This window comes from Chitinophaga flava, assembly GCF_003308995.1.
GTDB lineage: Bacteria > Bacteroidota > Bacteroidia > Chitinophagales > Chitinophagaceae > Chitinophaga > Chitinophaga flava.
Map to the genome: position 1 here is coordinate 2,209,974 of NZ_QFFJ01000002.1, position 20,864 is coordinate 2,230,837.

Consider the following 20,864-nt stretch of genomic DNA (forward strand, 5'->3'; position numbering starts at 1 on the left):
GGCGCGGGGTTTCGTTTTTTAGTTGAGCGTTTAGCCGAGTTCCTTTTGTATAACCCCGATTTCTTTCCCATACTTTATATAGGTTAACGAGCCTTTACTTAAAATACAAAATTCCCAGAGGTGGTAATACGTATTTTAAGATAGTCATTCTATTTTTGTATACTTAAAATTTATAATTCGATATAGAATTCATTATTTTTATTTGTACAATCCATTATGGATCATTTTAACGATATTGACGAAGCAATACTCGCGCTTAGTTCCAGAATCTTAATTTATTACTTTACAATATTCATAGTCAGAACAAATGATCATTGAACAAATTGAACATAAAATTGGCAAAAAACTTCCCGAGAGTTATAAAAATCTCTTGCGCGGTATTAATGACTATTGCTACATCAGTTATAATGAATTCAGAGAGGAGTTTCCAGGTGATGCTGGAACCTCTTGGTTTTTTTGGGGAGAAAAAAGATTAGACGAATTATCTGTAATTGAAGGGGTAACAGAAAATAGAAAAGCATGGGAGGTATTAAAATCCTATAGTGAAATAAATGAAAAGACCGGGAAAAATATGCAGGGAAGGTTTTTAGATCACTTAAATTCGTTTATTTCTATTGCTGAAGATAATGGGGACATTCTTTACTTAGATGCCAAAGATAATTTTTCGGTTTGGATATATATGCATGACTCCGGCGAGTCAAAGTATTTGGAACTCAGTTTCGATGCGTGGATCATTAAGGCATCAATTGATCAATCAATTTGATTTGGATATATTTTCCTAATCCCAGCGGGATCAGTGGAGCAACAAAAAACCTGCGCAATTGTGCAGGTTTTTTGTTTTTAGTCTATTTGTTAGTCTACCAAAGTGCGGATGCTCGTTTCTTGCTTACCTAATCGGCTACCTAATCCACCCAATAAATAGAGTAACCCAATAATTACTGCGAAGAGTGAATAAAATGTTTCTGGGTATGTATTTGTACCATTCCAGGAATGAGATATTAACTCCCCTAATCCACGTAGTAAATAGATCCCTGAAATGGTGAAAATTACCGGTTTTTGAAAAGGTAGTTTTTTGTATTGATGAGTTGCAGAAAGACCATACAGTCCAAAGATGAAAAATATGACTGCAACGAAAACCGTTAATGCATATGGTAAAATAGGATGTATCGCTGATAGTAGCTGCATTTCATGCCCAATCCCCGTTACCTCAAACATTTTCTCTGCCCAGAATAACCCTATTATGTGGCCAAATGAAATGATTATATTTATATACCCGCCTAATCGTAACATCAGCTTTAATTTAGGTTGGTGAATGGGATGAGATAAATAACTGACCCTATTATAAATAAAATAGTTACTATTATATTGACCGGATGCTTAAAAGGGAGCAGCTGCTTAAAGAAAAATTGCTCAATTGTTCTTCCAATCCAAAATAGGGAAGACCCAATAAGTATGGCATTCCCCAGCCTAGTATAAAGCAGTTCGGTCGAAAAATAGATGCACAGAAAAGAGTGGAAAAAGAAAATATAAATCACCCTGAGATTTAATATTTGCATTACAGCCTGATTATTAGGAGTGATTTTTTTGAGTTCATTTTTCCAGTTTAGTTTATTCCAAAACAAACAGTGAAATAAGGCAAAAATCAGGCTGTGGATACCACAGATCACTATTAAGGTTCTCATGAGATTATTTTGATCCAAAGGTCTCCTTAATTATCCTTAATCCATTTGATATAGATCAAATTCTATTTTTTGGATTTCTTATTCTACTTAATGTTTCTAATGTAATTCCAAGAAAAGATGCAATATGGCCTAATGGAACTCTTTGAGTAATATCCGGACGAATAGCTATTAGATTAGTATATTTTTGTAAGGCGGTTTCGAACTGTAAGGAAACTAATCTTTGCTGAAGCTTGATTACCGATTGGGTGACAGCATACCTGGCCAGCTTTTCTATATCATGATGTTGATCACAAAGTTCAAGTATTGCTTTTTTGGGAATGATCATTAGCGTGGTCTTTTCCAGGGTCTCTATATAGTGAGAACTGGGCATATCAAGAAAGAAGCTGCTTCTTTCACAAATAAAATCACCCTCAAATGAAAACCAATCGCTTATGTCTTTCCCCTCTTTAAGATAGTATGCCCTTAAAACACCCGTTACTATAAAAATTAGTATTTCAGCATATTGGTTCTCTTTAATGATTATTGTATGCTTATCAAAAATCTCGATTCTTGAACATTCTTTTAAAGCCTCTCTGCTTTCAGGTTTTAGCTTTAAATACCTCTTGTCGATTAAATTAATTGTATCATCGATGCTTATTACATTATCCATACCCGCTATTGAAATCTATTTAATGGTGCACAAAGATAACAAACTTATAAGGGTGAAAAACAGTTCCGGATGCACAGTTTGGTAACTCCACTGACGTATTAAAAAAGTGGCTTTCTTATCCGATTTTCTCTCCGGTGTTTATGGCAACGATAAAAATGTTAACTTTAAAAAAGTTCGAAATTTGTAATAATCCAATCGTAGGTTAGCGGTTATCATATGATGACATCCTACAACCTTTTGATCAAACAATATGCAAGGACAAAACAGAAAAGATGAAGGCTTACAGCATGATGGGCTGGGGATCATGATTCGTTCAAACGAAAACCCCTATCTTTCAGCTGATATTCAGATCAAGAAACTGCAACCTCGCAGATTGACCTCTTATTTTATTGTATTAATTGAAAGTGGTTCAATTACATACAATTTAGATTTACAAGACATCAACCTTACAGACGGACACTTGCTTTTTGCAATGCCAAATCAAATTTTTACGCCACCAGACAAAACAGACGATCTTAAATATTTCAAGCTGCTGTTTGACGAAAATACATTGGCATTGTTGCCACAACAATTTTCCTTTTTAGTTAACCCCTTAAACGACCAGACCATAGTTCTTGACAGCGCTGCAAAAGACAGGGTGATAAAGGTTTTTGGAATTTTAAATCAGATAATTCATTTAGATAAATATGATGTCGACACTGAAGTAATATTAGCTTATTTGAACTCATTGCTATCAGAACTAAACAGCGCTTATTTCAAAAACAAAGAACCCCTCAACATCTTAAACATTAACCTTTCAAAGTTCATTGAGTTCAAACTGGTTGTGGAAACACACCTTACGGAGCAACCTTCTATCAATGCAATTGCAGAAAAACTGGCATTATCTACAAACAGTTTATATAGGATTGTAAAAGAATATTCCGGCTCATCACCCAAAGATTATTTCATTAGCCGTTTGATGGCAGAAGCTCAGCGAAAATTGCGTTATTCTAATACTTCTATCAAAGAATTAGCCTACGAACTGGGCTTTAATGACCCGGATTATTTTTCAAGACTCTTCAAAAAAAGTACAGGAAAAAGTGCAAGTGATTTTTTGCCCAGGCAGGATTTGTCGGGGAAATAAAATGAATTGTCCATTTCCGCTATTTTCCGGCCCTCTACTTTTGCTTCATAAAATTCACAAAAGAAATGAAATTCGCATTAGTAACAGGGGCCAACAAAAGTATTGGCTTTGAAGTTGCACAGCAACTTGCTCAAAAAGGAATTTATGTCTACCTCGGTAGTCGTAATGTAGAACATGGTATTGAAGCCGTGGACAAATTAAAAGCGATGGGACTAAATAATGTAGAAGTTATTCAGCTTGACATCACAAATCACGAATCAGTAATTAATGCCCGTAAAGAAATCGGTGGAAAAACAAAAGTCCTCGACATACTAGTTAATAATGCGGGTATTTATGGTGGTTACCCACAAACCGCGCTGGACTCAACTATTGACCAGTTTAAAGCAGCTTATGATACAAATGTTTACGGTGTGGTGAGAGTTACACAGGCATTTATTGATTTATTGAAAGAATCGTCGGAACCTCGTATTGTGAATGTAAGTTCAAGTCAAGGTTCAATAACTTTACACAGCGACCCGGCGTACAAATACTACGACTACAAAGGGGTTGTATATCTTTCCTCTAAATCAGCTCTGAATATGTACACCGTTGTTCTGGCATACGAACTAAAAAATACCAGATTCAAAGTAAATGCCGTTTGCCCGGGATATACAAAAACAGACTTCAATGGGCATCGCGGGACGGGCACTGTCAAAAGTGCCGGAAACAGGATTGTAAAATATGCTCTGATTGACAATGATGGCCCAACAGGAAAATTTTTTAGCGAAGAAAATAACCCTGAAACAGAGGAAATACCCTGGTAACAGGGCGTGACGCCATGATGACAGCTCCAAAGGAAACCGCTACACTAATTGAATCCTTCGCCGATTAAAACAAAGGCGTTGTTGCATAAATATTGGAAGTACCATTACTTATGTAACAACGCCTTTAAATTGTTTATTTTCAATTGATAAGGAGTTCGGGTATCATAGGATCGATTTCTTATAATTATTCCGCAGGGTAATATTGTTTTAACCAGCTGATTACTTTTGCAAAAACATCCATGGAAGCTGTTAATCCCATCCCATGTTTTTCTGTTGGATACAACTCAAATTGTGTCGGGATATTCAACGACGTTAGTTTTTCATGCAGCTTTTTTGCCTGGTTGACATCTACCAGTGGATCTTGTCCGCCGTGAAACAAAATAGTAGGTACACCGCTGGCTTTAGTGAGCTGGTAATAGGGACTGGCATCAAATGCAATTTTGGCCGCAGGATCGGGTTCTCCCAGCAGACGGGTTACTTTTTCATCGGCATCTTTATTTTCCTGTCTTGCTTTTTTATCAGTGAAATCTGTTGGTCCCCATAAGTCTACCACTGTTTTTACCTGACGTAAACTATCATAGGCATAGGCGTACTGCATAGCGAGATAAGCGCCGGCGCTACCGCCTATCAGGGCAAACTGGTTGCCATCGAATTGCAGTTTCTGGGATTTGGAAGATATGAACGCCAGTGCTTTTTTTACATCGTCCAATTGGGCAGGGTAAATGTTTTGATGATCCCGGATCAGGCGATAGTTCATGGACACTACGCCGTAGTGCAGTTTGCCGGCCAGTTCCTCGATGAGTTGTTGGGGGAATTCTTTTTTATCACCGCCGGTCCAGCCGCCGCCATGCAAATACACAATTATTTTTGTATTGGCCGAATGGTTTTCTGGCAGATAAGCATCCAGTGTATTATCTTCTCCGGCATCGCCATAAGGTACATTGCGCAGTGTGATGTACCTGGAACTGCTGGCTGCAGCCGGCAATGCAGCACCGTTGCCGCCATCCCGCATATTATTTTTTTTTAGATAACTGACGAGTGCCTCCGGGTGATCGCTCTGCATACCTTGTACGCCCTTGCTTAATACAGCATTCCAGGTGGCGGGACCTTCTGATGGTGTTTGTGCATCCAGCCATACGGCTACGCCATGTTGCCGGGTAACAGCCAGCATGGCGCTATCTGTGACATTGTCTAATACCGCGATGGTGATGTTATCCAGCAGGTAATTCAGTTGCGCTGGGGTAGTTACTTCTTCTGGTACGCTGGTCATCAGTGGCATTTGCGGTGCTGTTTTTCTCCAGGATTTATATTGTTGCTTGCTATTGAGATATACTACTATCTGTTTCTCCATCGCTGCGGCCTGTATTTGTTTCCATGTTTCGGCTACATCGGCATCTTTGAAATCAAGGTAGATATTAACTTTCCCTTTGCTGGCAAGTAAAGCTTCTGCGAATGTGGGTACACGATAATCTTTTCCGTCTTTACTATTGATTTTTAATTGTTTGACCTCCGCCCAGGTGAGGTCAGCGATTTTTCCTTTACCGTTGGTCATGCGATCTACGGTAGCGTCGTGCATGAGTACCAGTTGTCCGTCTTTGGTGGTGCGGAGGTCCAGTTCTGTATAATCGGCGCCACATTGAATGGTGGCGGTAATAGCGGCCACCGTATTTTCCGGCATGTCTACATGGTTACCGCGATGTGCGACTACCACAAATTTATTTTTGGTAGCAGGCAACGGAGCTGCCTGTTGTGCAATAGTGTTTTGCATCAACAGACAGGCGCCGGCAAAAATGAAAAGGTGTTTCATCATCATTACAGGATCTTTTTAGTATCGGTTACGAATACACGGGAACTTACGGTGTAAGTGCCGCCAGTCGGATTAACATATTGAAGGTCTACATAAAAAGCGCGGTAGCCGCTGGCAGGCAATGGTGTGCTTACTTTTACGGTTGACTTATGTGCTTGCCCCAGGCTTTGTGAGGACCATTTCTCATCTCGGAAATCCAGGTCAGTGGAATTAGCCGTCCATAAGATGACGTCTGCCAATTGATCTGCCGTAGCATTAATGGTGAGCTTTACGTTACCGCGACGGGTGCTGGTAATCCAACTGCAGTTAGGATAGGGCTGTTGCGTGAGGGTGGTGCCAAAGAAAGCACTGAGTCCTTCGAAGGCATGCTTTTTATCCCCCAGGCTGTGTCCGGCGTTGGGCGTGTAGTTGAGCATGTTTTTACCGGGGATGCTATCGAGGTAGTTTTTAACGTTGTCTACTACCCAGTATTCATCATTGGTACCCATGAAAATCATTTTCGGCATAGTGAGGAGCTGACGATAGGAATAAGGATCGATCATGGTGTTGATGGCTTGTCCTCCTTCCGTATGTGCTGCCTGTGGGATGCCGAGTTTCACGTAGTCTTCAATTTGTATGCTGTATTCTTTCCATGTTTTGATTTGATAATCGAGGCTTACCGGCATGTTCAGTACATCAATCACCATCGGTGCAATGGCAGCTACACGGCTGTCGCTGGCACCGGTGAGCCAGGTTGTCCAGCCACGCTTGGAAGCACCGGATACCACGAAGCGGTTTACATTTTGCGACAGTTTTTCTTTTGAAAACGACTGTACTACGTCCATAGCACGCACGGCGCTTTTCACCATAGGGAAAAGCAGGGGCCAGGTATAGTCGCCATCTTCTTTAAACTGATGAAGGGTAAAAGAGATAAGGGCATCTTCGGTCAGATTTTTAAAGAGCGGCTGATTGGGTGTCTGTCTGAGTACGGCGGTAATGGCTTTATTGGTGCCGGCCATAGCGGCAACCTGTTGATACAGTTCGTCCGTAGGGCCGTTCCAGTTAGGCAATCCATTTTTTACAGCGCCTCCGGTGATGAACAGCAGAGCGCCATCATAGCTCAGGTTGGCAGGCACAAAGATGGTGAGCTGATGTGTCCAGGTATATTCCCGCCATTTCTGGGAGGTGAGTAAAATACTGTAGCATTTTACATCCTTGATATTGAAAGAGTCTTTCAGTTCATAACGGAAGGAGGTGTCTCCGTTATTCAGGTAGCTTTTCAGCGCAGTGGCCGGTGTAACGGTTTGTTGTGCAAACGCCGCTACGAGGAAAAGCAGGTTGGCAAACAATGCGGTGGTTGTTTTCAGAAAGTGTTGTTTCATATACGGATTAGTGATTTAAAGTAAAATAAAAAATGTTTTACCATGGTTTGCCGGTGCCTTGAATAATCCATGGTTTAGACCAGGGACTGTTTTGTGGACCGTTGGCTCCAAAAGCAGACTGGGAGGTTACTTCCAATCGTTTCATGGCCTCTGTCACATTGGTTTTATTCAGGTTTCTTTCTTCCAGCATGTAATACAACCGTACGGGTAATACCGGCGCCTTTGCATTAGGACCGGCGTGTAAGTTGGGATATCCGGTGCGTTTATAGTCGGCCCAGGCTTCTGTGGCGGCGGTCCAGCTGGCGATCCATTTCTGTGTAATAATCTGTTCTTGTGTATTGTTAAACTTAACGTTAGGTTGAGACAGATAGGCTGCGAGGTTGCCGCTTACACCCCAGGTGCTGAAAGAAGCCTGTATACCAGCTTTGTAATGTGTTTCTGCATCGCCGGCGGCCCAGCCTTTTACAGCAGTTGCTTCTGCGAGGATGAAATGCACTTCTGCTGCGGAGATCAGTCTGGCTTTCAGCAATGGTCCTTTGGCTTGTTTGTAGATATCATTGAGCCAGGACACATGTGGGTTCCGGGAACCCTGTGCGGCATCCGGACTTAAGTTATATACCGCAGGGCCGGGAATGGCTGGTGGTATCCCTACATAGTTTACATCCTGGTTAATATCTTTCAGGGCGAGTCCCTTAGAAGCCAGTACATCCGGAGAAACATATCTCACCTTCCTGTTTTCACCATTTACGACGGTATCCACTGCTTTGTATACATTGCCAGTACCGGGAGGAAGTTTATCATCTACCACCAGGAAACATTGTACTTTATTGGCCCACACGCCCAGGCGCGGATCACGCAGTGTTTGCAGGTTGGTAACGAGGGTATTGCACATTTTCAGGCGGCGGTAGTTACTACTATCGCTGTCATACGCGGCATTGGCAGGCCAGGAGTCGGCGTTGCTGTTGCCGGGGAAGGACATGGTAGCATCGTCTGCGGCGTCGGTGATGATAGGGTATTGTGTTGGGTTGCCTGCTATTTTTTCGATACCTGTTTTGGCAATGGCCGGCAGTTTCTCTGATAAGCGCATATAATAACGTAATGCGAGAGAATTAGCCATTTTACGCCATTTTGCAGGGTCGCCCTGGTAGTACACATCAACAGCATCAATCGGGGCAGGATAAGCGCTCTTGGGCTTGGAAAGCAGAGCATTGGCTTTTTCCAGGTCGGCGAGTATGCCGGTATAAATATCCTGTTGCGGGTCATAAACCGGCGTAGTGGCAGGCGGACCATCTTCTCCTTTTAATGCCTGTGAATAGGGCGCATCTCCCCACAGATCGGTGATCAGTCCAAACATCATGGATTTCATCACGAGGGCCACGCCTTGTTGTAATTCGTTTTGTAAGGCAACGGCGCGGTTATACACCAGCTGATTATTACGCAGGATATCGTAGTAGGCGGTCCAGCTATTGCTGCCACCCCAGTCGTATTCATTGTGTGTGGTGGTCCATCCATCCTTTTGGGTATGTTGCATAACGCCGGCCATATCCTGATAGCCCAGGGTCACGATTTCCATGCCTGCCTGCGTTAGTACGGTAGACATGACGAGGTTCGGATTAGTTGTTGCCGGATTGGAACCATTCGGGTTCTCATTCAATTTCATGAGGTCCTTTTTACACGATGTCATGGAAGTACCTAACAACCCGAGGCAAAGTATAATTGATTTAGTAACTGTTTTCATGTTGCTGAGTTAAAGGTGCTCTTAAAAAGTAACGTTCAATTTAGCGCCCATGGGAATAGACCAGGGTGTAACATTGTATCTTTCAATACCCTGCATGAATTGCATACCAGAGCCCTGTACAGTGGTAGAAGGCTGGTAGGCATTTTCAGGATCAATACCAATTTTGGCTGCCGTCCACAGAATGATATTTCTGCTGTAGATGGAAACACTGGCATTCTGCACTTTCACACCGGAAAGCAGGCGTTTGGGTAATTCATAAGAGAGCGATACTTCCCGCAGTTTCAGGTAAGAAGCAGGGAACAGGAATGCTCTTGTGAAAGACCAGGCGCTACTACCCGCGTAAGGAAGTGTAAGCGTGCCTGGTCCTCCCAGATTTTCCGTATAGCCGGTAGGGTTACCGTTGGCATCGTATCCTTTGGCTCTTACACCGGGAATGAATACACCACCGTAAGGCAGTACATAGGGGCCATAGGCAAATCCATAACCATTGTATTCCGGTGTAGGACCACCCACTAAAGGAAACTTGTTGCCGCCTGGGATAATCAGTTCGTCCTGGTGACTCACGAGATAATCTCTGAGTTCCTGTCCTTTCATGTTACCGGGATTGGTGAGTTTATCGAGGAAGAGCTGTGAGTTGCCTTTCTCTTCTCCGTAACGATAGGTCTGGGAAACGAAGTCACCGCCGTTTCTCCAGTCGAAGGTCATGCTGAGGGTGAAGTTTTTATAGCTCAGTGTCGTTTGCAGGCCCATAATAAAGTTAGGGTTGAAGTTGCCTATTTTATTACGGGAATTCGTAGCATCTATACTTTGCCATTTACCGGTATTATCCAGTATCGGATAACCATAATAGGGAGATGATTTATCGGTAACGGTCACCATTTTTGCATCATAAATATCGCCGATGTCTTCTCCTACGTACGTCCATGCACCACCTTTACCTTCTTCCCAAAGGGTGTAGTAAGGCAGGTCATCAGGGAGTGAAATGATCTTTGTTCTGTTACGGGTGAAGTTCACATTAACATCCCATTTCCAGTTTTTCTGTTGCACCGGTGTACCGCCGAGCGTCAGTTCTACGCCGCGGCTTCTCAGCAAACCAGCGTTGATGTTGCGGGAGGAGAATCCGGATGATGGCGCTGTTTTAGGACTGAAGATTTGGTTTTTATTTTCCACCATGTAATAGGTGGCGGCAAAACGCAGGCGATTTCTGAACAAGTTGATATCGGCGCCTCCTTCGTAAGAGGTAGCGATTTCCGGTTTCAGGAATGGATTGAGCAGGTTGCCGGAAGTAGATAAGCGTGGGATATTACCCCAGGCGCCGGCATTATACAGGGTTGCCAGCAATTGATAGGGGGAGGCATCGTTACCCACCTGTGCGGCGCCGGCTCTCAGCTTGATGAGATTAATATCATCGGAGGTGAGGTGAGCCATTTCATTCACCAGCAAGCTCAGTGAGGCGGCAGGATAGAAATAGGCTGCTGCATTCGGCAAGGTGCTGGACCAGTCGGTACGACCCGTTACATCCAGATAGGCCATACCTTTATAGCCTACGTTTAACGTGCCGTAGATGCTGTTCACCCCTTTCTCGAACATAGTACTGTTATAGTTCAGGTTTTGCGGTGCAATGTTCTGAATAGTGTATACCCCTGGTGTATTTAAACCGGTACCATCTTTAGTAGAAGTAATAATGTTTTTGCCGGTCTGATAGCGCTTGTTACCACCTGCAGAAACGGAGAAGTCGAAGTCGCCGATATCTTTCTTATATGTCAGCAATACATCTATATTGCGTTCAAAGTTGCTGAGATTGATGATACCATATGCGCCACCGGGATTGTTAATATAACTGTTGGCGATTTTTGTTTCTCTTTTTTCGTTGTAGGTATCCAGTGAATACCGGGCCATGAAACTGAGGGAGGGTAGTATTTTCCAGTCGGCCCGTATGTTACCGAATACACGGTCTCTCACAAATCCATTCTTCACTTCATAAGCGAGGAAATAAGGATTGTTGAATACGCCGTTGGCCTGTGTGCGTTGTTGCAGGCCTTCCTGGCCGGGCATCCAGTAGTCTCTCAGGTCGCGTACATCGATGTGCGGAGAGATGGTGTATACTGCCTGTAAGGGATTGGCGCCTCTGTCTCCAGCCGGACGGTTATTGGAGTTGGTACGGCTGAAATCTAGGTTGGTGCTGAAACTCAGTTTTGAATTGGCCTGTAAGCTGGAGTTCAGGTTGAGTGCATTTTTGAACAGGTCGGTGTTAGGGATAATACCTTTGCTGGTCATATTGGCGTAACCTACCCGGTAAGCAATTTTATCGTTGTTGTTTGCCAGAGAAACAGCCGTGGTGGTGGTCATGCCGGTGTTCACAAAATTCTTCACGTTGTTTTTATGTGATACCAGCGGCATGGGAATTGGTTTGCCGTTCTGATCTTTGGGGCTGTTCCATTGTACTTCTTCATAGCCCATATCTAACTCTGCTCCGAAAGTGGCATCAATATTTTCCGTGATAATGGTACCAAAAGGATTGGTGAGCATATTACCACTGCGCGATACCGGGATACCAGAGAACTGTCCGGAGCCGAATTTGGTTTGCCATTTCAGGAATTTGTAAGGAATGTCGAATACGGTGTTTACGGAAGCATTGACAGTAGCGCGGTTTACTTTTTTACCGGTTTTAGTGGTGATGAGTACTACGCCGTTACCTGCGCGGGAGCCATACAATGCCGCAGCGCTGGGGCCTTTCAGGATGGTAACACTTTCGATGTTGTCCGGATTAATATCAGAAATAGCGTTGCCATAATCTACCTTGTTATCCTGACCAATCTGGCTGACGTTATTCACGGTGTTGGCCAGTGGTACGCCATCTACTACGAAGAGTGGCTGGTTGTCGCTGCTGAGGGAGGTAGCGCCGCGGATGATCATGCTGACAGAGGAGCCGGGACCACCGGTGGAGTTGATGGTAACACCGGCTACTTTTCCGGACATGGAATTCAGTAAGTTTTCCTGTGTGACACGGGTAAATTCTTTGCCGCCAACTTCTTCTACGGAGAAGCCCAATGCTTTCTTTTCTCTTTTAATGCCCAGGGCGGTGACGAGTACCTGCTCCAGCTCTTCCACTTTTTTTTTCATGACAACCGACAGTGATAGTTTGCTGGAATCATTAATCGTATAGCCTTTCAGGGTATCTGTCGTATAACCGGCATAGTTAAAGATAAAACGATAAGGGCCGCCGGCAGGCAATTTGGGAAAAGTGAAAATACCTTTTTCGTTGGTCAGGGTATTGGCCAGTACCTGATTGTCTGCATTCTCTACTCTTACCATTACACGTGCCAGCACTTCGTTGTTGGCGTTTTTGATAATGCCGATGGCAGCAGGATGTGTATTTTGCGCCAGCAGGCTGCCCATACACAACTGCGATAACAGCAGCAGCCAAATCGTTTTGGTGGGACGATCTTTTCGGGGTTGTCGAATATTTACACGCATAAAATATTTCATTTTTAGGCAAAAGGAATCACTGGCAGCCTTTTCAGGATGCAGTTAGTTACAGTTAAAGATGATTATATCCGGATTACGGTGTTATATAAATGATATTGTGTGTTTGTTTTATCGTCAGGTTGTTTAACGTGGCAATGGTAAACAGAAAATCGGTCAGTGATTCTTTGCTACTATCGAATGTTCCGGTAAAGCTCATGTCTGCAAGCGTACTTTCCTGGCATTGAATGGTGAGGTGATATTTCTCCGACATCAACCTGAAAATATTTGCCAGCGGCTCATTGTTGAAGGTGAATATTTCCTTTTCTGGTTTCGCGATCACCTGCTTTGTGGGAGTGCTCACTGTTTTATTGACTACCGCGGTCATTTTCACGGGGTCAAAAGAGAGATCCTCACCGGGCAACAGATAAGCGGTTTTCAGCCCTTTAATGCCCGCCAGACTATCTGGTTGCACTCTTACCTTACCGCTGATCAATTGTACGCGGATAGGTCCTTTTGCAGCGTCCCAGGCGGTGATTTTGAACACGGTCCCCAGGGCGGTAGTAGCCAGGTTACCCGCATGCACGGTAAATGGTTTGTTTTTGTCGGGAGCTACTTTGAATACGGCTTCTCCCGTTAAAAATATTTCCCGGCCGGTAACAGCAAAAGAAGACAGGTACTTTAGCTGACTACCTGGTGCCAGTTCTGCCTTGCTGCCGTCTTTCAAACGGATAGACATTATTTTCCGCGTACGATTGGCCTGTTGTACATAAGTATCCGGTACCATAACAGTACGTGTAACGGGTGTTGCCGCCGCTATCGGCATTGCCGGCTGGTGATGGTATCTGTTCCATACAAAGCCGGTAAGGGCGGCACCCAGTACAGCAGCCGCGATCCATTTATAGTAAATGGTCTTCACCTTTTTCTTTTGCCAGCTACGACTTTCAATGACGGCCAGCATTTTGTCGGAAACGTCGGTTGATAAAGTGTGCTCCGGGTGAAAAGAATGCCAGCTCTCTTCTGTTAACCAGGGCTGCAGCGCTTCCGGATGTTCCGCGAAATAAGCGGTGACAGCCTGCTTTTCTACTTCGTTACATTCTCCCCGGAAAAACTTTTCAAGTAATGTTGCTGGATGCTTCATATGTAGTATTCGTTTGAAAACAGTAAATCCCTCACTGCTTAACAATAAGTAAATATTCGGGTGAGAAAAAGGATCAGCAAAGCCAGGCGACGATGGCCGGTAATAACAGTAACAGGGAATCTTTTAGTTGCCGTATTGCACGTACGATGTGATTTTCAACTGTTTTGGGGGAGATGGATAATTGTTTGGCTATCTCTTTATGTGGAAGTCCTTCGAAGCGGCTTAGTTTAAAAACATTTCTCCTGATGGGAGATAGTTGTTCTATACTATTATATACCCGCGTCAATTCTTCTTTCACGGTAAGGTCTGTTTCCATATGCCAGTCGGGCGTTTCCCGGACCAAGGTCTCGGTATGCCGGTTTCTGACCTGTTGCTTGCGCAGGAGATCCGTCATCACGCTTTTGGCTATACGGAAAAGCTGTACGGAAATATCGTAATTTGTTGATAGTTTTTCCCTTTTTTCCCAAAGTAATATGAAAGACAGCTGTACTGTCTCTTCAGACAGGTAAGCGGAATGTGTACATTTCAATACGTAGAAATAGAGCTTTGTATGATATTGTTGATATATCATTTTGAAACACTCGATATTTCCATTCTTTATATCCTGTACGATACTTTCCATAATGACCGCAAATATCCAATGGACCTAAACAAGATACAAGGAATTACTGATTATATTATTGTTATTTTGGTGACTCCTTATTTCTTCAGTTTCAATACTAACGGAGCAGTAGCTACGCCCGGAATGGTGACTGTAATAGACAGGTCCAGGGTAGAATCGCTTACATTTTCGATCCAGTGTGGATCATTATTACCTTTTTGGTTTGTGAGTAAAAATACCGCATCGTGTACATCCAGTTTCCAGGTGCCTGCATTACCGGCAGTGGGCAGTATCAGATCAGTACAGCCTTTGATATTGAATTTGCCATCGGCGCCGAACTGATAAGTGTTGTTGGTGGTACAGGTAAATAATGCACCGGCCTGGCCTAAGAGGGGCGCCAGTTTAATGATGCTGGTGCCGGCAGGAATATTTTGCCCGCCAAGCTTTACCGGAACGGCAAAAACAATATCCTTTTGTTGCCAGTTACCTGCTACCAGTCCGTATTTGGCGGATTTATCAGGAGCAGCGTCCTGGCTCTTTTTACACGATGCCATTAGCAGCTGCCCTGCTGCCAATAGTGCCAGTGCTTTTACAGGGATTGAATTACGCATAACTTTTTTACGTTAAATGATAGGGATGATGAATAACTTGCTACAGAAGCCTTTATTATGTATTCGTTTGGAAAAGATAAATCCCTCATCTGGTAACAATTAGTTCATATAGGGAGTACAAATGACGGAGTTGCGGCATTATATTGCCGTAAGGTCTGTCCCTTCTCATTACGCAATGTACCTAGCTGACGTTTATATATTTTTAGAAAGGGAGCCAGCAGGTATCTTTCATTTTTTTCCATAGGTTGTCACATTTGGGAATCATGGGGTGTCTTTATGTATGAACTAAAAAATATTTAAGGAGGACATTCATTATGGCATTACGTATTTCAAAAGCGGAGCTCCCGGTTGAGCTCAGGGAAAACATGATCAGGCAGTTTGGCGCCGTTCCTGAGCCTGTTGAGGTTGTATGGCACAACCCCCAGGTTGCCACCGCCTCCCTTGAGTTGGGGCGCAGGGTGAGTGAGTGGAACGCATGTGACGAGCATCTCAAGTCGTTTGCGCATATGGCTGTCGCGGCATTGGTCGGCTGCAGCTGGTGCCTCGATATAGGCTACTTTCAGGCACAGAACCAGGGCTTAGACCTGGCTAAGGCCAGCCAGGTGCCATGCTGGAGAGCGTCAAATGTATTTACACCACAGGAGCGGGACGTGATGGAGTATGCTGAGGCGATGAGCAACACGCCTACGACCGTCACTGATGAGTTGTCTGCGCGTTTGCTGGAACAACTTGGCCCCGCAGCATTGGTGGAGCTGACTGCGTTCATCGGCTTTGCTAATCTGTCGACCAGGGTCAACACGGCGCATGGCATCACGTCGCAGGGATACTCTGATGCTTGCGCAATTCCGTTAACTAAACGTGCCGGAAAGTCCGGCGTAGTATTGAAATGATGGTTCAGGATCCCTTTATTTCCCACCGGAACCTGCTATTCACGGTCGCTTACGAGATGCTCGGTTCGGCGACTGATGCAGAAGATGTACTGCAGGAGGCCTGGCTCCGGTGGGTCAACGTTGATCAATCGCAGGTAAGTAACCCGCGTGCATACCTTATCCGGATCGTCACGCGGCAGGCGCTCAATTGGATGCGAACGTTGTCGCGTCGCCGTGAGGAATACGTCGGTGAGTGGCTGCCGGAGCCACTGCTGACAAGCCCCGATGTAGCCGAGGACCTTGAATTGTCAGAAAGCATCTCGATCGCTATGTTGATTGTGTTGGAAACACTAGGGCCGACGGAACGCGCCGTATTCGTGCTCCGCGAGGTTTTCAACCTGCCATATGGCGAGATCTCCGAAATAATCGGAAAACCTGCGGCTACGGTTCGGCAGATCGCGCGAAGAGCACGTGAGCATGTTGCGGCCAGACGTCAACGGGAGCTGGTAAGCCGGTCCGAACAGCAAGCCGTGGTGGAGCGGTTCCTGGCCGCGTTACGAACCGGACAAGTGCAGCAACTGATGGAGGTCCTGGCACCGGACGTTGTTCTGATTGCTGATGGTGGCGGACTTGTGGCTGCTGCTCCGGCTCCGGTCCACGGGGTAGAGCTGGTGGCGAATTTGCTCACGCGCCCCAACCGGGTGATTACTGCAAATGGTTTGTGGCTTAATGGTGAGCCGGGAGTCTGTTTCGAAAGTGACGGCGCTACTGCCGCAGTGAGCTTCGTTGTGGAGAATGGGCGGGTCGTCCGGATCTATGCGATCGCAAATCCTCAAAAGCTGACAAGACTGGGCAAACCAACCGAACTCGCCAGGTAGGTCGTGGTTTGGCACGTGCACAAAGCTGGAGGTATGGAATTACGAGAAGGGAATGCACAGTCCGGATTAATTGATATCATACTTTGAAATAGCAATATATTTTGATAAATTGAGTACCATTTTATTTAATTGAACTCTCCGATATTCAATACCGATAAAGGAACATAACAGGAACGAATTTTATGAATAAACTATTGATTGTACTCGGAGCTCCCAATGATCATTTGGGAAACTTGTCACAAATAGCAAAAGATAGATTGGCCTGTGCGCATAATTTTTATATCGCAAACGACAACTTTAAACTTGTTTGTACAGGAGGCTTTGGTCAACACTTTAATACAACCGATAAGCCTCATCATTATTATGCTAAAAAGTATCTTATGGACAGAAACATTCCCGCGGATGCTTTTCTAACCTGTCCACCTTCTTCCAATACTATCGAAGATTTTCAGATGACTAAAGATTTGGTACTTGAGGAGAAACCCGACATCCTGGTGATTATAACGTCCGACTTTCATCTTTCCAGGGCCAAGGTCTTGTATAATAAGATTATCAATTATCCAAAGGTTGTTTTTATCCCGGCTTCTTCTTCTTTGCCGAAAGAGCAACTGTTGCCACTATTGGAGCATGAGTCACGAGCTTTGAAAAAACTAAACGAGATCGATTCGATATAGGATTTTATAATTTTCGTAGTCCTCCAATCTACGGTGGCTGCCGCTAAGTAGTTAAAACGCCTTCAAGTCTTTTGACTTGAAGGCGTTTTTGTTATTACCACCGTATGATGAAAACAATAGCAGGACCAAAGACGGAGGTGGTGTTCATACGGCTTTGTGGTTGAAACTATAGATAGCCCTCTGTCCTGATTTTATCCGGAATATTTCCAATACTTTTTTTGCCAGTTACAAATGATTATCGGTTGCATTTTGTGGCTGTAACAGCGCAATAGCCTTTGTGCTGCAGTAGTCTGTATAATTTTAAGTGTATAAGTAACAATTATACTTTTCCAACAGGGGCTGCTGTATCGTAGCAATGAGGGGTTGTAGTTTAATGATCATTTTCCCACTCTTCAAATTTAGCTAGTTATGAAAATCCACCCCCTGATTACCACACTATTACTATGTCTGTTATGCTGGTCGCGCACTTCGGCCAGTTACATGTCAGCAAATCCAACGAGCGCACAGTCTGTCGCCGACACATCTGTTTCGTCACTAATCAGCAGTGCAGAATGGGATGTACTGTTTCCACACCGTTTCAATCCGGACGACCGGACCGGCGCCGGGACACTGCCCACAAGTCCGGACAAGGATTTCTACTCCTATAGCAACTTCGTGGAAGCTGTACGGCGTATGTCCAACGTTAAAGTCCTGCTGGAAAGACGCTGTGGTACTGATTACTACCGGATTACCCGTACTGATAAAACCACGGGTGTCACCACGGTGATCAGAACCGATCCCGGGTTCAATGATCCTACCTGGAACGGGCTTGCCATTATTACCCAGGTGCTGGACTATGGTACATTTGTGGCAGAAGGTGATATCAATGCCCGGAAAAGGGAGCTGGTAGCCTTCCTGGCCAACATATCCCAGGAAACAACCGGAGGCTGGCCCACAGCCCCAGGCGGGCAATACGCCTGGGGACTGTATTTCCGCGAAGAACAAGGTTACGAAGGAACCAACAACATCGGCTACCGGGATGAGACCAATACCATGTATCCGCCTGCACCGGGAAAATCGTATCATGGCAGAGGCCCTATTCAGCTCAGTTACAACTACAACTATGGCCAGGCCAGTGAGCTGATATTCGGCGACAAAAACGTATTGCTGGCTAATCCGGAAAAAGTGATTCAGGATGGCGCCATCGCTTTTGAAACTGGTATCTGGTTCTGGATGGCTCCTCAGTATCCCAAACCATCATGCCATGACGTAATGGTTCCCGGCAAATGGACGCCCACACCGGCCCAGCAGGCTGCCGGCATCAAGCCAGGATTTGGCGCTACCATCAATATCATTAATGGTGGCCTCGAATGCGGCAGCGGACAGGAAAACACCAAAGCGCTGAGCCGCATCGCACACTATCAGCGTTATGCCACCATCAAGCAGGTAAGCCTGGAACTTAACGGTGGTAATAATACCGCCAATTGCGGATGCGCCAGTATGTCCAGATTCACCGTTGACAACGGAGAGTGTGCCAGCCTTACATCCATCAGTTTTCTACAACCCGCCAATGGAATCCTTTCTACTACTTCATTAGGCCCGGTTACCCTGGCCGTTACCAAAAATGATCCGCGTAATGAGATCAGTAAAATCCAGATCACTGTAAATGGTCAGCTTTTCAATGATTCCATTATACAATGGACGCCACCGGGATACAATAAGTATACTGCCACGGCCAGGGGTATACGAAATGGACTTGATACAGTTACCACTACTGTAAGTTTTGCGGTATGGAACACCCGTACATTCGAAGGTTGCGTCAATCTTCCGCAGTGGCAAGCCTCCCAGAACTATACTACTGCAGGAAATATTGTGCTCTACAACAACAATATTTACCGTAATAAGTGGTGGGCAGGCAGTGCCAGCGTACCTGGCAGTAGCGATACATGGGAGCTGCTGGGCGCCTGTACCAACGGCCCACGGACTGATACCGGCTGTAGTGGTATTGCCTCATGGATATCCTCTAAAGCCTATTCTGCCGGCGATCAGGCTGTGTATAAAAACAAAATCTATAAGGCCAACTGGTGGACGCAAAACAGCCAGCCCGACCAGAACAGCGGAGCAGGACAGCCCTGGGCATACATACGGGATTGTGGCAGCACAGCAGCTATCAGTCAGCCAGTAAACAGTGCAGTGGTTTACCCCAATCCTGTTGAGGGTAACGTACTGAATGTGAAATTCTCTGCACCGGCAGGCGGGAAATTCTATCTGTCAATCCTCCATAGCACAACGTTACAGCGTGTCAAACAGGTGTACTATGTAGCATCTCATGATGGCTCCCATACCGTGCAGCTGGATGTAAGCCGTCTTCCCACCGGCTCCTGGATACTTCAGATCAGTGGTGACGGTAGCAACAGAAACAGTGCCGTTACTTTTATAAAAAATTAAACCCGGCGAAGCCATTAACAGCCCTGTATGCAGCAAACCTTCCCAGTGTCTTGCTGCATGCAGGGCTGTCGGCTTTTTGGGAAGATATATCGTGATAACTTCCTTTACTTCTTGAAAGTATATTACTTCAGTTTTTAATAAAAGAAATTATCTTTAGCGTACTTAACCTATGTCATGAATAAACAGGAATTTTACGCAGCATTAACCGCCAACAATTTAGACAAATACAAGCCCCAGTTCGAGGCCCTCATGAAAGACACTATCAGATATAATCTGACTCCCATCTCAGACTACAACGATGTACAGCCAGGGGCATCCAGGATAGGTGGTACCCCCGACCTCCCGGAGAGTATAGCCTGGCCTACTGATAATAAGGGTAACTATTTGTCATTTATAGCACAGCTCCGTTTGCAGGAAATCAAGCCTTTCGATACTTATAATGTGCTTCCCGATGCTGGCTATCTCTTCTTTTTCTATGATGCCGATCAAAGCATGGGAGGATATTCCCCGGATGAAAGACACCTGTTCAGCGTGATCTATTTCGAAGGTGCGGAAGAAGATCTCAGGTTTCCCGATTTCCCGGAATCGTTGAGCGCACAGTACGCTCCTTGTGCTCTCTCCTTTGAAACACAGGTTTCCATGCCTTACAAGTGGGGCAAAGAATTCTCCTTCCTGAGCAGTGAAGAAAGAGATACCTATGGAGAGCAGATATGGAAGGAGGCAGAGACCAATAAAACATTGGGCCATGCTGACATCCTTCAGGGCGAGATGGAAACGTTGTGCCAGATAGTGACTAATAAAGAATTTACGGGCGACTTTAATAAGTTTAACGGTCCGGAATATGATGAACTGAGAGCTGGCGCTAAAGACTGGCAGCTATTGTTGCAGGTAGACAGCAACGAAGGAAATGCTAACATGATGTGGGCAGACCTGGGACGTTTATATTTCTGGATAAAAAAACAGGATCTGAAAGAGAAAAATTTTGATAACTGCTGGTGCGTGTTGCAGGATATGTAATGTGTATGTGAAGAATGC

At 44.8% G+C, this 20,864-nt stretch carries 17 protein-coding genes; 8 read left to right on the forward strand and 9 right to left on the reverse strand.

Annotation, left to right across the window (positions count from 1 at the left end; genetic code table 11):
• Positions 1-307 precede the first annotated feature (307 nt).
• A complete protein-coding gene (locus tag DF182_RS25060; RefSeq protein WP_113618510.1) occupies positions 308-763 on the forward strand; it encodes an SMI1/KNR4 family protein in 456 nt (151 codons plus the stop codon).
• An 89-nt stretch (positions 764-852) separates the two neighbouring features.
• On the opposite strand, the gene DF182_RS25065 is transcribed toward DF182_RS25060, so the two are convergent.
• Positions 853-1,290 carry a hypothetical protein gene (locus DF182_RS25065; protein ID WP_113618511.1) on the reverse strand — a complete coding sequence of 146 codons (438 nt, stop codon included), beginning with the start codon at positions 1,288-1,290 and terminating at the stop codon, positions 853-855.
• Between the two features lie 447 nt (positions 1,291-1,737).
• Positions 1,738-2,331: a Crp/Fnr family transcriptional regulator gene (locus tag DF182_RS25075; RefSeq protein ID WP_113618513.1), complete on the reverse strand. Its 594-nt coding sequence runs from the start codon at positions 2,329-2,331 to the stop codon at positions 1,738-1,740.
• A 250-nt stretch (positions 2,332-2,581) separates the two neighbouring features.
• Here DF182_RS25075 and DF182_RS25080 point away from each other — a divergent pair, with 250 nt between their 5' ends.
• Both DF182_RS25080 and DF182_RS25085 read left to right on the forward strand, forming a co-directional pair.
• The gene (locus DF182_RS25080) at positions 2,582-3,454 is read left to right on the forward strand and encodes a helix-turn-helix domain-containing protein (protein WP_113618514.1); all 873 of its coding nucleotides are present in this window, start codon (positions 2,582-2,584) and stop codon (positions 3,452-3,454) included.
• Between the two features lie 65 nt (positions 3,455-3,519).
• Positions 3,520-4,257 carry an SDR family oxidoreductase gene (locus DF182_RS25085; protein WP_113618515.1) on the forward strand — a complete coding sequence of 246 codons (738 nt, stop codon included), beginning with the start codon at positions 3,520-3,522 and terminating at the stop codon, positions 4,255-4,257.
• A gap of 184 nt (positions 4,258-4,441) precedes the next feature.
• Here the strand turns inward: DF182_RS25085 and DF182_RS25090 are convergent, their stop codons facing one another.
• From DF182_RS25090 to DF182_RS25120, 7 genes are all read right to left on the reverse strand, one after another.
• The gene (locus tag DF182_RS25090; protein ID WP_113618516.1) at positions 4,442-6,070 is read right to left on the reverse strand and encodes a glycerophosphodiester phosphodiesterase family protein; all 1,629 of its coding nucleotides are present in this window, start codon (positions 6,068-6,070) and stop codon (positions 4,442-4,444) included.
• Complete coding sequence (locus DF182_RS25095) at positions 6,070-7,425, reverse strand: PhoPQ-activated pathogenicity-related family protein (RefSeq protein ID WP_113618517.1); 1,356 nt, start codon at positions 7,423-7,425, stop codon at positions 6,070-6,072. The genes DF182_RS25090 and DF182_RS25095 overlap by 1 nt, the downstream gene beginning before the upstream one ends.
• 37 nt (positions 7,426-7,462) lie before the next feature.
• On the reverse strand, positions 7,463-9,085 hold the full coding sequence (locus DF182_RS25100) for a SusD/RagB family nutrient-binding outer membrane lipoprotein (RefSeq protein ID WP_211327204.1): 1,623 nt from the start codon (positions 9,083-9,085) through the stop codon (positions 7,463-7,465).
• Between the two features lie 99 nt (positions 9,086-9,184).
• Positions 9,185-12,640, reverse strand: coding sequence for a SusC/RagA family TonB-linked outer membrane protein (locus DF182_RS25105; protein WP_211327205.1), 3,456 nt, complete (start codon positions 12,638-12,640; stop codon positions 9,185-9,187).
• A gap of 85 nt (positions 12,641-12,725) precedes the next feature.
• On the reverse strand, positions 12,726-13,769 hold the full coding sequence (locus tag DF182_RS25110; RefSeq protein ID WP_113618520.1) for a FecR family protein: 1,044 nt from the start codon (positions 13,767-13,769) through the stop codon (positions 12,726-12,728).
• A gap of 73 nt (positions 13,770-13,842) precedes the next feature.
• Positions 13,843-14,391: an RNA polymerase sigma factor gene (locus tag DF182_RS25115; protein WP_113618521.1), complete on the reverse strand. Its 549-nt coding sequence runs from the start codon at positions 14,389-14,391 to the stop codon at positions 13,843-13,845.
• A gap of 77 nt (positions 14,392-14,468) precedes the next feature.
• On the reverse strand, positions 14,469-14,981 hold the full coding sequence (locus tag DF182_RS25120) for a hypothetical protein (RefSeq protein ID WP_113618522.1): 513 nt from the start codon (positions 14,979-14,981) through the stop codon (positions 14,469-14,471).
• 314 nt (positions 14,982-15,295) lie between these two features.
• Between DF182_RS25120 and DF182_RS25125 the strand changes: the two genes are divergently transcribed.
• The 5 genes from DF182_RS25125 to DF182_RS25145 all read left to right on the forward strand — a co-directional run bounded on the left by DF182_RS25125 (position 15,296) and on the right by DF182_RS25145 (position 20,846).
• Positions 15,296-15,871 (forward strand): carboxymuconolactone decarboxylase family protein, encoded by a 576-nt coding sequence (locus tag DF182_RS25125; RefSeq protein ID WP_113618523.1) that lies wholly within the window; start codon positions 15,296-15,298, stop codon positions 15,869-15,871.
• Positions 15,868-16,728 (forward strand): RNA polymerase sigma-70 factor, encoded by an 861-nt coding sequence (locus DF182_RS25130; RefSeq protein WP_211327206.1) that lies wholly within the window; start codon positions 15,868-15,870, stop codon positions 16,726-16,728. Before DF182_RS25125 ends, DF182_RS25130 begins: the two co-directional genes overlap by 4 nt.
• A gap of 182 nt (positions 16,729-16,910) precedes the next feature.
• Positions 16,911-17,402: a YdcF family protein gene (locus tag DF182_RS25135; RefSeq protein WP_113618524.1), complete on the forward strand. Its 492-nt coding sequence runs from the start codon at positions 16,911-16,913 to the stop codon at positions 17,400-17,402.
• Positions 17,403-17,810: 408 nt separating this feature from the next.
• Positions 17,811-19,829, forward strand: coding sequence for a glycoside hydrolase family 19 protein (locus DF182_RS25140; protein ID WP_147243538.1), 2,019 nt, complete (start codon positions 17,811-17,813; stop codon positions 19,827-19,829).
• 174 nt (positions 19,830-20,003) lie between these two features.
• Positions 20,004-20,846, forward strand: a complete 843-nt coding sequence (locus DF182_RS25145) for a YwqG family protein (protein WP_113618526.1) — start codon at positions 20,004-20,006, stop codon at positions 20,844-20,846.
• Positions 20,847-20,864 lie beyond the last annotated feature (18 nt).

Bases quoted from the DNA above. Each gene is read 5' to 3' on its own strand.
- DF182_RS25145 (WP_113618526.1), top strand. From the start codon at position 20,004: ATGAATAAACAGGAATTTTACGCAGCATTAACCGCCAACAATTTAGAC.
- DF182_RS25125 (WP_113618523.1), top strand. From the start codon at position 15,296: ATGGCATTACGTATTTCAAAAGCGGAGCTCCCGGTTGAGCTCAGGGAA.
- DF182_RS25115 (WP_113618521.1), bottom strand. From the start codon at position 14,391: ATGGAAAGTATCGTACAGGATATAAAGAATGGAAATATCGAGTGTTTC.
- DF182_RS25090 (WP_113618516.1), bottom strand. From the start codon at position 6,070: ATGATGATGAAACACCTTTTCATTTTTGCCGGCGCCTGTCTGTTGATG.
- DF182_RS25110 (WP_113618520.1), bottom strand. From the start codon at position 13,769: ATGAAGCATCCAGCAACATTACTTGAAAAGTTTTTCCGGGGAGAATGT.
- DF182_RS25080 (WP_113618514.1), top strand. From the start codon at position 2,582: ATGCAAGGACAAAACAGAAAAGATGAAGGCTTACAGCATGATGGGCTG.
- DF182_RS25100 (WP_211327204.1), bottom strand. From the start codon at position 9,085: ATGAAATTGAATGAGAACCCGAATGGTTCCAATCCGGCAACAACTAAT.
- DF182_RS25065 (WP_113618511.1), bottom strand. From the start codon at position 1,290: ATGTTACGATTAGGCGGGTATATAAATATAATCATTTCATTTGGCCAC.
- DF182_RS25140 (WP_147243538.1), top strand. From the start codon at position 17,811: ATGAAAATCCACCCCCTGATTACCACACTATTACTATGTCTGTTATGC.
- DF182_RS25120 (WP_113618522.1), bottom strand. From the start codon at position 14,981: ATGCGTAATTCAATCCCTGTAAAAGCACTGGCACTATTGGCAGCAGGG.
- DF182_RS25095 (WP_113618517.1), bottom strand. From the start codon at position 7,425: ATGAAACAACACTTTCTGAAAACAACCACCGCATTGTTTGCCAACCTG.
- DF182_RS25105 (WP_211327205.1), bottom strand. From the start codon at position 12,640: ATGCGTGTAAATATTCGACAACCCCGAAAAGATCGTCCCACCAAAACG.
- DF182_RS25130 (WP_211327206.1), top strand. From the start codon at position 15,868: ATGATGGTTCAGGATCCCTTTATTTCCCACCGGAACCTGCTATTCACG.
- DF182_RS25135 (WP_113618524.1), top strand. From the start codon at position 16,911: ATGAATAAACTATTGATTGTACTCGGAGCTCCCAATGATCATTTGGGA.
- DF182_RS25075 (WP_113618513.1), bottom strand. From the start codon at position 2,331: ATGGATAATGTAATAAGCATCGATGATACAATTAATTTAATCGACAAG.
- DF182_RS25060 (WP_113618510.1), top strand. From the start codon at position 308: ATGATCATTGAACAAATTGAACATAAAATTGGCAAAAAACTTCCCGAG.
- DF182_RS25085 (WP_113618515.1), top strand. From the start codon at position 3,520: ATGAAATTCGCATTAGTAACAGGGGCCAACAAAAGTATTGGCTTTGAA.